The 12,394-nt window shown below is 32.7% G+C and carries 11 protein-coding genes; all 11 read left to right on the top strand.

What is annotated here, in order from left to right; genetic code table 11:
* The 11 genes from GVV10_RS05525 to GVV10_RS05475 all read left to right on the top strand — a co-directional run bounded on the left by GVV10_RS05525 (position 1) and on the right by GVV10_RS05475 (position 12,352).
* Positions 1 to 465, top strand: coding sequence for a hypothetical protein (locus GVV10_RS05525; RefSeq protein ID WP_159520452.1), 465 nt, complete (start codon positions 1 to 3; stop codon positions 463 to 465).
* Between the two features lie 133 nt (positions 466 to 598).
* Positions 599 to 2,341, top strand: coding sequence for an ABC transporter ATP-binding protein (locus GVV10_RS05520; RefSeq protein ID WP_159520450.1), 1,743 nt, complete (start codon positions 599 to 601; stop codon positions 2,339 to 2,341).
* A complete protein-coding gene (locus GVV10_RS05515) occupies positions 2,322 to 4,079 on the top strand; it encodes an ABC transporter ATP-binding protein (RefSeq protein WP_159520448.1) in 1,758 nt (585 codons plus the stop codon). The genes GVV10_RS05520 and GVV10_RS05515 overlap by 20 nt, the downstream gene beginning before the upstream one ends.
* 6 nt (positions 4,080 to 4,085) lie before the next feature.
* The gene (locus tag GVV10_RS05510; protein ID WP_201290001.1) at positions 4,086 to 5,120 is read left to right on the top strand and encodes an ArsR/SmtB family transcription factor; all 1,035 of its coding nucleotides are present in this window, start codon (positions 4,086 to 4,088) and stop codon (positions 5,118 to 5,120) included.
* An 84-nt stretch (positions 5,121 to 5,204) separates the two neighbouring features.
* The gene (locus GVV10_RS05505; protein WP_159520444.1) at positions 5,205 to 6,680 is read left to right on the top strand and encodes a sulfatase-like hydrolase/transferase; all 1,476 of its coding nucleotides are present in this window, start codon (positions 5,205 to 5,207) and stop codon (positions 6,678 to 6,680) included.
* Positions 6,681 to 6,846: 166 nt separating this feature from the next.
* Positions 6,847 to 8,079, top strand: coding sequence for a hypothetical protein (locus GVV10_RS05500; RefSeq protein WP_159520442.1), 1,233 nt, complete (start codon positions 6,847 to 6,849; stop codon positions 8,077 to 8,079).
* A 3-nt stretch (positions 8,080 to 8,082) separates the two neighbouring features.
* Entirely contained in the window at positions 8,083 to 9,204 is a 1,122-nt protein-coding gene (locus tag GVV10_RS05495; protein ID WP_159520440.1) for an SPFH domain-containing protein, read from the top strand.
* Positions 9,201 to 9,569 carry a hypothetical protein gene (locus GVV10_RS05490; protein WP_159520429.1) on the top strand — a complete coding sequence of 123 codons (369 nt, stop codon included), beginning with the start codon at positions 9,201 to 9,203 and terminating at the stop codon, positions 9,567 to 9,569. Before GVV10_RS05495 ends, GVV10_RS05490 begins: the two co-directional genes overlap by 4 nt.
* Positions 9,570 to 9,578: 9 nt before the next feature.
* Positions 9,579 to 10,142: a hypothetical protein gene (locus GVV10_RS05485; RefSeq protein ID WP_159520427.1), complete on the top strand. Its 564-nt coding sequence runs from the start codon at positions 9,579 to 9,581 to the stop codon at positions 10,140 to 10,142.
* A 148-nt stretch (positions 10,143 to 10,290) separates the two neighbouring features.
* The gene (locus GVV10_RS05480; RefSeq protein ID WP_159520425.1) at positions 10,291 to 11,619 is read left to right on the top strand and encodes an MATE family efflux transporter; all 1,329 of its coding nucleotides are present in this window, start codon (positions 10,291 to 10,293) and stop codon (positions 11,617 to 11,619) included.
* Positions 11,620 to 11,722: 103 nt separating this feature from the next.
* A complete protein-coding gene (locus tag GVV10_RS05475) occupies positions 11,723 to 12,352 on the top strand; it encodes an HAD family hydrolase (RefSeq protein ID WP_159520423.1) in 630 nt (209 codons plus the stop codon).
* Positions 12,353 to 12,394 lie beyond the last annotated feature (42 nt).

Here is a 12,394-nt window from a genome sequence, read left to right as displayed (position 1 = left end):
ATGGAAGAAAAAATCTATAAACGTACAGTGATTAACATCATTAAAAATACAATTTATACTTTTTTATCACCGGCTGTTGCATTTTTATTTCTTTATTTTGTTTTAGGTTTATTTAAAATGGATCAAAAACTAGTTGAGATTATTTCAGCCGCACTGTCGATACTTATTTTTATTTGGATGTTAAAAATTTTATTTGTTGATGATAAAGTGGTGATCAGAGTAACTGATCAAGGGTTATTCTACAAATCAGGAAAAAAAGAAGATTTCTATTCATTTGAAGACTATGAATTTGGTTATAAAACTGTGTCGAGTCAAGGGTCAACAGATACAATTAATCTCTATGTCACAAAAGGTGAACAGACGCTTACATTAAATTGTGAACCAATTGGTCCTCGTCAATTTGAAGAAATGTTTTCAACAATAAAAAATAATACGATGACTGATACAGTCACGCGATTAAACTAAACACCGAAAGGGTGTTTTTTTTTATTGCTTGGAACACCATCTAACAACACATTAGATATTCCTTGACATGGTATTTGAAGTTTGTTAATATGTATCTAAGGTTAAGTTAGATACATATGAAAGAAGGGGTCTTATGATTCAAAAATTAAAAAGATTATGGCAAGAAAGTTGCGAGGTAAAAAACCTATTTCGCTTGGTTTCTCTTTTTACAATGATTGGATTATTGAATATATTATCAGCGAATGCATTAGGGGGTATCACAGAAAATATGATCAACCTTAATGTCGATACTGCGAAGAAGATACTAGGATTACTTATTGTTTTAGCAATCATAATTCTTGGGTTGACTTATGTTACAAATCTATTACAAACACGTGTGATTGAACAAATGCGGATTAAATTCAAATATAAAACAGTCGAAAGTATTTTGGAGTCCAGTCATGAGTTTAGTCAAAATCAAGAGCAGGGAGATTTGATTAATCGTTTAAACAATGATGTTTCGAGTCTGGTATCAGCGTCCAATTCGAGTATCATGTTGTTGAAATCACTGATCATAATCGTGATGCTAATGGTGGCGTTATTTCTGACAAATTGGCGTTTCTTTATTATCTTTTTAGTGCCTTTTCCATTCATCGTCTTAATCCAAGTGTATGCAAGTAAAAAATCATTGGACTTAATTATGCCTTGGAAAGTTGCGATGGGGGAAACAGATGCATTGAATCAAGATTTATTGAATAATAGGACCAGTATTCGTGTATTTAGAATTTATGAACAAGTAGAATCATGGGTTGAGAAAGCATTGAAAAAATCTGCGAAAACAGGGATTGAAGGAATTTCTAAATTGTATATTATCCAAACACCAACAGCTATCTTAGCTATTTTACCTGTCTTTTTTGTAGGCGGATTTGGTGCGCTATGGATACAAAAAGGCATCATTAATATTACCCAATTAGTGAGTGCATTTACGATTATCCAATTAGCGATGATGGAATTTAATTATGCAACGAATGCATTACAAAACATTCCGCATTTACTTGTTTCTACACAACGAATATTTCCAATTTGGGATGCACAAAAAGAAATGTTTGGCAGTTATAGTGGTGATGGAATAGACAATGCACCATTCATCGAATTCAGAAATGTTTCATTTAGTTATCCTAGTGATGAAGAAAATCCTATAAAAGTAATTGACAATCTAAGTTTTAAAATTGATGAGTTCTCATCCGTGGGATTGGTTGGAACCAGTGGTTCAGGCAAGTCGACAATTTTCAAATTATTAATGGGCATGTATGTACCAACAGAAGGAACAATTTACTATAAAGGAATTTCAATTCAAGCATGGAGTAAGGAATCTTTAAGAGAGCAAATCGCTATCGTGACTCAAAATAACTATTTATTTAATGATACTGTGTATGAAAATTTAAGATATGTTAAACCCAATGCGAGCGATGAATCTTTAAAAGAACTTTTACACTCTGTTGATTTAGGAGATTGGGCTGATACGAGAAGCAAAGATGAGTTGATTGGTGAACGTGGAAGTAAATTATCTGGAGGTCAACGACAACGAATCATGATAGCAAGAACTCTTTTGAAAGAGTCAACCCTTTATCTCTTCGATGAAGCAACGTCTGCATTAGATATCAAAACAGAGAAAAAAATTCAAGAAACACTTTACAAAGGTTTGAAGAATAAAACACAAATTATTATTGCACACCGCCTGAGAACATTAAAACACTGTTCAGTCATTTTCGTTTTTGATCAAGGACAATTGCGAGAGCAAGGAACACATGACGACTTAATGAAACATAATAAGATTTATGCGAATATGTATAAAAACCAAATGGAGGAACTAAAGAATGAAGAACAAAACGTTTAAAAATACACTTCAAATTATTTGGAATATTTCTAAAATAGGCTCCATTGCGTTTATTGTGTCTATTGTTGGTTCACTTGTTTTTAGCTTAGGTAATTACGCTCTTGTTTATTTTGCAGGAAAAGTTACTGAAACCGCAATTGAACAAGCCTCGTTAGGAATATTTGATAAAGATCCTTTTGTTTTACTCGGTATATGGTTTTTATGCATGATTCCAGTTTTAATTTTTGGTCAAATCGCGAATGTCACAGGAGGGCAGTATGCAGAGAAGAGACTGAAAAAGAAAATGATCCATCATATACTACGACAAAAAGAATCAGAAATAACAAAAGGTCATAGTGGGGACATGATGACCTTATTAACCAGTGACACAGATGTTGTTAATAACTTCTATTTCCAAGGGATTAATTACATGTTTTTTCACCCATTGGCATCAGGAATTGCTGCATTAATAACGTTGATAGTTATTGATATTCGACTTGCATTGGTTTCTGTTCTTGTAGGTATTATTTCTGTATTGGTATCGAGTCGATATTCTAAGACGATTCAAGAAGAGTACGTTAAAGCACGACAAACACAAAATATGGCAACGAACCAATTATCTGAAATCTTAGGCAACGAAGAAATGATTCGCTTGAATTCAATTGATAAGGTAGTCACACATAAATACAATGAAAAGAATAAAGAATATGGACAGGATATTTTAAAAGCAGAGTCTTTGAAACATAAAGTTAGTTTATGGAATGATTCATTCAACCAAGTGTTAAAAGTCTCTTTCTTAGTTATTGGTATTTATTTAAGTATGCAAGGTCAATTCGAATTTACAAAAATAATGTTGATTTTGATGCTTCAACCCAACATTAGTACAATGTTTGGTAGTCTTAGTCAATCTTGGAATTTTTTACTAGAAATTTCAACGTCGGCTCACCGCATTTTAACGATGTTGGAAACAGAATTAGAAAATGAACGAGAAGAACTCGATACGATCGCTGATTATGATAATCAGTTAAATGGAAGCATTGATTTTGAAGAAGTGACTTTCGGCTACACTGACTCAACCTTAGCCATTGATAATTTCACACTTAAAATTCCACCTAAAAAAACAATCGCATTTGTTGGTGAATCAGGAAGTGGTAAATCAACCTTATTTCAATTATTGTTAGGCTTTTATGACCTGGACAATGGGACAATTAAGTTGGATGGTAAAGATATTAATCAGCATACTTTAGCAAGTGTTCGCAAGCAAATGGTTTATGTTCAACAAGAATCACCACTTTTTAATGTAAGTATCAAAGAGAATGTTCGTTTGGGAAGTGAAGATTATCACCATGTTAAAGATGAAGACATCATAACAGCCTGTAAAAAAGCAGCGATCCATGATTTTATCATGACGTTACCAGAAGGGTATAACACAATCGTTGGTGAAAATTCAAGTCGATTATCGGGTGGTCAACGTCAAAGAATTGCGATTGCTAGGGCCTTTATGAGTAAGGCTTCTATTTTGATCATGGATGAGCCAACGTCAGCATTGGACAGTGATTCAGAAAATTTGGTTCAAGAAGCATTGAAAAACATTCGAAAAGAAAAAACAGTTTTAATTGCAGCTCATCGTTTAAGCACAATTAACGATGCAGATGAAATCGTCGTTTTAGAAAAAGGCAAGCTTGTTGAACAAGGCAATCATGAAGAATTAATGTATAATAAGAATATATATTATAATTATGTAAAGACACTGGGGTAGATAAATATGCAAATGATTAAAGAATTAAATTACAACTATGAAGCTTATATCATGTATAGTCGTTATGTTTGTGGCGATAATCGATATGCTGCACGAGCAAAGGAATCGACGAAGGAAAAAATTGATTTTGTTTATGATACCTGTTCTCAAGAAATGGATCAATTAATGGTAGAATTTCCAAGAATCACGGATGCCATTAAGGTTTTCGAAGGAGAACAGTCCTTTACTGGTTTTTCAGCAATCTTTGATGTTGATTTTACGAAGAAGGATATGTCATCATTTGAAAGACTCACAAAAGAAGCTCTCTTATCAGCTTATGTAGATAAAGAATCTGATGTTGTCGATGATTTATCGCTTGTAAGTATCTTAGAAAAAACGACGTTGAGTCATGAACAAAAATGGCTTGTCCTTTTGATTTCGGAAAATACTGAACAGTATTATGATGATTTAAGGGAAATATATCAACGCTTAGTGCCCCTTCTAACCCCACTTTTATCAACATTCGCGAATGAAGTTTCAATTATTCATACTGAATGGCAAGAACGAATTGATAATAAGACAATTTATAAATTTTTAGAAGAAGAAGTCGGATTAAGTTATGAAGGAAAAGAGTTAAATATACAAGCATCAGTCATGGGAATGAATGCAATAGCGATTCGCTCTGATACTGCAGTGGTAGGAATTACTTTTACAAAAGAATTTTTTCAACAATCCATCATGACGATTGATGAAGCATGTAAAAATTTAAAAAATATCGGTGACCAAAGTAAATTTTTAATCTTAAAAGAGTTGGTGGAAACTCAAAAATATGGAAAAGAACTTGCCGATGCTTTAGATCTAACGCCTGCAACAATTTCTTATCATATTCAAGAGTTAGTCAGTGAAGGGTTAGTCCAAGTGAATGCAAGCACCAAATCAAACAGAATTTATTATGAAATACGAAAAGATAAATTGTTTTCAGTTTTAATATTTGTAGTAGAAACGTTAGAGTTATTGGATGAAGGAAACAGAGAACTCTTATCAAAAATTATTGAAAGCTAAAAATCTCCACAGAACACGAGTTCTCGGAGGTTTTTTCTAGGATTCACAACCGGAAAATGATACGATAAGAACGGTGATTAACAGATGAAAAAAATAACAAAAGAAAGAATCTATCAAAGTATGCTCTTGCTTTTTAATGTTGGCGCAATTTTAATTACGGTAACATCGATATGGAGTGTAAAAGTATTTGGTGATATTGATTTTGAACAGCTATGGTTTACTTTAACCGCTCCAACTCAAGGGACACCCCTTAGTTTTTATTTTGAAATTGCTTTTTATATTGTCGTTGTCATATTACTTGGAGTTTTACTAACAATTATTATGGTTAAGATAAATCAGATGTTGAAAAATAAAGTAATCGTCAAGACATTGATGATGGGATTATCAGTTTGTCTTGTTATAGCGAGTGGTTTTTTTATGAATTATAAATTAAAAATATCCGATTATTATAATGCGCCTGAAACCACATTTATCCAGCAGCACTACATTGAGCCAAGTGAGAAAAATGTTGTGTTTCCTCAACATAAAAAGAATCTAATTTATATTTATTTAGAATCGTTTGAGGGAACCTATTTTTCAAAAGAGTTGGGCGGCAATGTTAATGAAAACCTTCTTCCAGAATTGACTAAAATTATCCATGAGAGTAATAATGTATCCTTTTCTGATAAGGATACATTTGGTGGTGGATACCAGGCGCCATCAACAGGTTATTCCATAGCAGGTATGTTCGCCCAACAATCGGGTTTACCTTTTAAAGTGACCATGGATGGAAATAAATATGGAGAACAAAATAGATTTGCGCCTGGCGCAATTACATTAGGTGATATACTTCAACAAGAAGGATACAATTTAGAATTTTTGGTTGGAGCGGATGCTACGTTTGCTGGTGTTGATAATTTTTATCAGACACACGGAGATTTTAATATCTTAGATTATAATCGAGCAAAAGATCAAGGCTTGATTCCTAAAGACTACAAAGAATGGTGGGGCTTTGAAGATAAAAAGTTATTCGAATACAGTCGAAACAAACTCGAAGAACTTTCAGAAAAAGACGAACCTTTCGCAATCATTATCGAAGCGGATGATACTCATTTTCCAAATGGTTATACTGACAAATCCTGCTCAAAAGACTCAACTGAGCCCTATGAAAATTCAATTCGATGTGTTGATAAAATGACGAGTGAATTTGTTCGTTACATTCAATCTCAGGATTATTATAAGGATACAGTGATTGTAATTCATGGTGATCATTTAAGTATGGAAAAAGAATATTTTAAGACTTTAGACGAGAACTATAAAAGAAATACATTTAATTTATTTATTAATCTTGATGAACAAGTGATTGAGAATGTTCAGGATAAAAATAGAAAATATTACAGTATGGATGTCTTTCCAACGATTTTATCATCTCTAAATGTTAAGGTTAAAGGGTCCCGATTAGGAATTGGAACCGATATGTTTTCTGAGAGTAAGACTTTATATGAAGAATATGGAGTGGATGAGGTAAACCAAGGTATTGGTGGAAAAGACCAATGGTTCATTCAAAAGTTCATGAAGTAGATATTCAATAAAACTTGGGAATTTTTCCAAGTTTTTTTATTAAGAAATACATTAGGGGACTTTCAAGGTATATTTAGAGTAATTTATTCCATAATATCCCCCATTCGTTACATTCTGACCATTTATTTGAGCCAGGCGATACGATTATCATTGAAGAGGTAGCGAAGTGAATAAAAATAACATAACAAGATGGCTCATGAATTATAAAGTATTTGTATCATTACTCTTAGTAATGACTTTTTTAGTTGGTTACACAGTATGGGAAAATAGACCCAATACAATGAGAACACCCCGATATATTGTTAATGAAGACTACACAGATGTCGTTGGTTCGTATGATTTTTCATTAGAGCAAGAAGAATTAATGTTCTCATTAGGAACAGAAATGAAAGAATTACTATTTAGACTCGATGAAGCATATTGTTTAGAATCAAATGATGTGGATTTTTGCATCAATGGTTATGAACTTTTTGAAGTTAAAGATGGAATTAAAGTTGAGAATTTACGTAATAATTTTACAACTGATAAATTTATGATGGTTAATGTAACGATTAAAAATAATCGTTCCTCCAAAATTATTCCAGAATATTGGGGTAATGCTGAAAACAATCTTTTCCATACCATTAGACCATTATCAGGTGAGGCAATTAAAATTAATCAGAACTTAGCAGACGAAAGTACCACGAATTCTAGGAAGCAGGAAATTGAACCGAAAAGTGAATTGAGTGGTAATTTTGTTTATCCACTGAGTCAAACATCGTTTAATCAGCTTTATTTTGAGGGGTCTTTTATGATGACAGGACCTGACATTAGAGATGAAAAACAATTTGATTCTCATAATTTATTTTCTAAGTATACAAAAATAGAGATGCCTGTTGTTCCAAGTGTACTCGATAAGTACTTAACAAGTGTTGAAAACTTGACCGTTCATATGGTTGGTCATGGGGATGGTTACACCAGCCTTGTTGATAGAATTGAGTTAGATCTTATGCTAGAAGACGATCGAGAGCTCATTGAATTAGAACTTCATAAGATTGAAAATGGAGTAGCAACCCATAAACCAAGTTATTTCGATAAGCGAAATCGTCGCTCTTATGATAGTCAAACACAATACACAGCAATTGAAGTGACATTGACAAATAAGACAGATCAAACAATTGACAGTTCAACATTGGATATTTCATTGCAACCTAGAGATAGTGGGTTCGATACTTACTCAAGTACAGTGGGGAGACACAAAATTTTACCCAATGAAAAAGAAAAAATGACATTTGTCTTTGATGTGTTTAGAGGTGGTTATATCTATCAAAATGAAGAAGAAGAATTGAAGATAAAAGTCCGTACGATGAATAATACCAATTTATTAGAAACGAATTTTAAGATGAAAGAAGCGAGGTAAACTATGGCACTAATTGATATCGTTAAATATAATGGCAATGAAAAAGAATTTGCTTGGAGATTTCCCAATGATGAATTATCAACTAAAACACAATTAATTGTCAACGAATCACAGGTTGCTGTTTTATTTAAAGGGGGAAAAGCATATGATGTGTATGAAGCGGGACGACATACCTTAGAGACCATGAATATGCCTTTATTGAATAAACTTATCAACCTTCCATTTGGTGGAGAAACACCATTCAAAGCAGAGGTGTGGTTTGTAAACATGACTCATTCATTGGATATTAAGTGGGGGACTTCTTCACCTGTAAATATTCAAGATCCTAAGTATGGTATTTATATCCCTATCAGCGCCTATGGTCAATTTGGAATAACAGTTAATAATCCTAAAGAATTTCTAAAAAAATTAGTGGGAACGTTACCAAGTTTTGGTCAACACGATGTGATTAACTACTTTAGAGGTTTCTATACAACGAATGTGAAGGATGAGATATCAAACTATCTAGTCAATAAAAAGATTACGATTCTTGAGCTTGGAGCGCATTTAAAAGAATTATCAGAGTATATGAAAAATGACATGGCAGAAGGATTTAATTCGTACGGCTTAGAGTTATTAAACTTCTATGTGGAAGATATAAGTGTACCTGAGACTGATGAAGGTATCAGTCGATTAAAAGCTGCATTGAATAAAAAAGCAGAAATGGACATTGTTGGTTATGATTATAAAGAAGAACGTGGATACGATGCATTGGTTGGTGCAGCAAAAAACGAAGGACAAGCAGGTACGGTTGCTGGCGCTGGAATTGGTTTAGGAATGGGAACGGTCATGGGACACGAACTTGGAACCCTATTAAAAGAAAGCAATGAAAACTTAAAAAAAGAGGACAATATTATGTGTCCTGATTGTGGCTATGAATCCTCAAAAGATTCAAAATTTTGTAGTAACTGTTCCAAAACATTTCAAAAAGAATGTGGACAGTGCGGACAAATCATTAATAATGAAAATCAAAAATTTTGTGATGAATGTGGATCCAGCTTGTTAAAGAAATGTCATCAATGTGAAGCAGTATTAAGTAATAATGCAAAATTTTGTCATGATTGTGGAGAGAAGGTTGTTGAATGAAAGAGAAAAAGAGTTTGAGTGTAATCTTGATTGGTTTTTTAAGTGTTGTCTCTACGTTATTCATCGCTTATCTTATGAGTATCGTAACTCATCCTAGTATCATTTGGATTGTAGGGATGGAAGTAATTGCAACATTGATTAGTGCAAGAGTTTTATATAAAGGAAATGAATTTATTCAAGCTTCCGCAATAATGGTCTCAAGTTTTTATATTTTATTTTCATTTATTGATTCACTGTTATTCTTGTTATTTAATTCCTGGGAAATAAAGTATTTGCATATAAGTCAAATTCTAATACATACAATTATGGTTATTCTATTAATCCTTATATCAACATTTAATAAGAAAAATATCGATGAGTTTTAAGGGGATATCATGAAAAAAACTGAGAGGAAAATACGCCGACAAAAAAATATTCAACGAAGTGAATCAGGGTTTCAACCTAAGAATACATTTGTATTTTATTTTGGAATAGTGATTTATTTGTTTGGATTTATCATGTGGTTTATCGAAACAGAAAACAATTATCGATATAGCAATTTTCAATTTGTCTTGGCGTTTATCATCATGGTAATTGGATTAATTATTGTATATATTGGTACTAAACGAAACATCTTAAGTAAAAATTATCGCGAGTATTACGATATAATTTACCAAAATGAAATGTTCACAACTGAAGAAATTGCATCTCATGTTGGTAAAGAAAATAAAATAGTTATAAAAGAAATTCAAATGCTCATTAAACTCGGTTATTTTAAAAACATACGTGTTAATGAAACTGATAATACAATCACAGGCGCATTTGTTAATTCAATTAAAGAAATGATTAATCGTAAAATGATTCGCTGTGGTGGATGTGGCGCAAGTAATGAGGTCATTGAACACATGACAACTGAATGTGAATATTGTGGAAGAAAATTAAGTTATCAACATCATTAAAAAAAAGTTGACTTAAACGATTAATGTGATATTATTGTTTGGAAACATTTTAATGACTGCCGAGTCAAATAAAATGTGAATAAATGATGCATGCAAGGCCAAAGTAAATGCTACTTTGGCCTTTTTTTGTATATTTCAAGGAGGATTTATGAATTATAACAAGTACAGTGATTTGAAATTACTCGTTCGATTTGCAATTCCGCAAATGATTGGTTTAATTTTCAATTCAATTTATTTCATCATTGATGGTATGTTTATTGGATGGCGACTTGGTCCTGATGCTTTAGCAGCGGCAGGGGTGGCAATTCCAGTTGTAGAAATCATGATAGCATTATCCATGATGATATCGGTTGGAGCAGGTGTTGTCATATCGAATCTCTATGGACAAAAAAAATATAGTGAAGCGAATCAGATGTTTAATAAATCGAATGCGATCACACTTTTGGTCTCTTTAATTATTGTCATTACGGGAAATGTTTTTGTGAGGGACTTAGCCCAAATATTAGGTGCGACGGATTTAATCATGAATGATACATTAATCTATTTGCGGTACTTTATTACGGCATCACCTTTCTTGGTGTTTAGTTTTACATTGAGTACCTACGTGAGAAATGATGGAAACCCTAAGTTAGCGATGTGGGCATTGATTGTTGGTTCAATTTCAAATATATTTTTAGATTGGTTATTTATGTACCCTTTAAACTGGGGAATGTCTGGTGCTGCTCTAGCAACGGCAATTGGACCAGTTTTCAGTGTTCTACTTTTATTACCACATTTTTTGATGAAAAAAGGTCGTTCACATTTTAAGTGGACTAAATTTTCAATTCAGGATATGATAACAATTTGTCGGAATGGAATGGCGGCATTTATCACTAATTTTTCAATCGGACTTGTAACTTTTTTATATAACATCACGATTGTTAAAAATCATTTAGGAGAAACAGCACTTTCTTCATATGTCATTATCGGTTACATTGCTTTGATTGCGATTACAGCCTTTTTAGGGTCATCGCAAGGACTTCAACCATCGATGAGTTACTTTGCAGGTGAAAAGAATTATAAACGAATACGAAGCTTATCAACGTTAATTGTGATGTATAACCTTATTGTTGCTTTGGTGTTAACGACACTTCTCTCATGGAAAGGTGATTTTTTTATTTCACTATTTACCAACGATAGAATGCTAATCAACGAGACTCTAATAATTTCTAGAATATACTTTCTAAACCTTCCGTTTGCTGCAATCAATATTGTTCTCGCAACACTGTTTCAAGCACTAAATCAGCAAAGAATATCAACTGTTTTATCACTCTTACGTTCAACAATACCTTTATATTTACTATTGTATATCCTTCCTTTACTTTTTGGAGCATCAAGCATTTGGACTGCTATTATTGGTGCTGAAGCATTAACGGCTCTAGTATCCATTGCTTTATGGATAAAGTTTTCAAACAACTTGGAAACAAAAGAGCTATAGTTTTTATATTTTTGCCGTTATTTTAAGTTAATGAATGCATTCGTAGTGCTGTTGTATAATTAACTACTATGTGTGTTATAATCAAATAAATGAGGGGACAGATATGAAAAAATACAAAGCGTTTATTTATGATATCGATAATACTTTATTAAACACATTAAAAATGAATATGATTCCACTTTTACAAATTATTGAAGAAGAACTTGATGAAGTCTGGACCTATGATCAAGTTTTGAAATATGCGTCGTATCCAGGGTTGAAAGTCATTGAAGAATTGGGTGTTGAAGATATTGAAGTAACGTATAAAAGATGGGTTAAATATGTCAACAATTATGAAGAAGGTGCGACTGTATTCGATGATGTTGACAAGGTTCTTGAGCATGTGAATCAAATGGGAACTCGACAAGCAATTGTTAGTGCGAAAACAAATGAGCAGTATCAAATTGATTGTGTTGGTAATGGTTTGGATAAATATATGGAAGTTGTTATTTTAGCCGATGATACCCTTAATCACAAACCTGATCCAGAACCCTTGGACTTATGTATTTCTCGTTTAGGATTAATGAAAGATGAAGTTGTTTATATAGGCGATACGTATGATGATTATCAAGCAAGTAAAAATTGTGGTATTGATTTTGCGTTTGCAACCTGGGGAAGTGTTGAAACTCAAGCTTTCGATGCAACCTACGTTCTAAATGAACCGTTAGATATTCTCTCTCTTCTTATAGTTTGAGTATCAAGTAAAATATAATAAAAACAGGGAAAGCTCTTTGAG

The organism is Erysipelothrix urinaevulpis (genome assembly GCF_009828835.1).
Taxonomy (GTDB): Bacteria; Bacillota_I; Bacilli_A; order Erysipelotrichales; family Erysipelotrichaceae; genus Erysipelothrix; species Erysipelothrix urinaevulpis.
This window is presented reverse-complemented; position numbering and strand designations above follow the sequence as displayed.

Coding starts and splice junctions, on each gene's coding strand:
- GVV10_RS05525 (WP_159520452.1), top strand. CDS start 1: ATGGAAGAAAAAATCTATAAACGTACAGTGATTAACATCATTAAAAAT.
- GVV10_RS05520 (WP_159520450.1), top strand. CDS start 599: ATGATTCAAAAATTAAAAAGATTATGGCAAGAAAGTTGCGAGGTAAAA.
- GVV10_RS05515 (WP_159520448.1), top strand. CDS start 2,322: ATGAAGAACAAAACGTTTAAAAATACACTTCAAATTATTTGGAATATT.
- GVV10_RS05510 (WP_201290001.1), top strand. CDS start 4,086: ATGCAAATGATTAAAGAATTAAATTACAACTATGAAGCTTATATCATG.
- GVV10_RS05505 (WP_159520444.1), top strand. CDS start 5,205: ATGAAAAAAATAACAAAAGAAAGAATCTATCAAAGTATGCTCTTGCTT.
- GVV10_RS05495 (WP_159520440.1), top strand. CDS start 8,083: ATGGCACTAATTGATATCGTTAAATATAATGGCAATGAAAAAGAATTT.
- GVV10_RS05490 (WP_159520429.1), top strand. CDS start 9,201: ATGAAAGAGAAAAAGAGTTTGAGTGTAATCTTGATTGGTTTTTTAAGT.
- GVV10_RS05485 (WP_159520427.1), top strand. CDS start 9,579: ATGAAAAAAACTGAGAGGAAAATACGCCGACAAAAAAATATTCAACGA.
- GVV10_RS05480 (WP_159520425.1), top strand. CDS start 10,291: ATGAATTATAACAAGTACAGTGATTTGAAATTACTCGTTCGATTTGCA.
- GVV10_RS05475 (WP_159520423.1), top strand. CDS start 11,723: ATGAAAAAATACAAAGCGTTTATTTATGATATCGATAATACTTTATTA.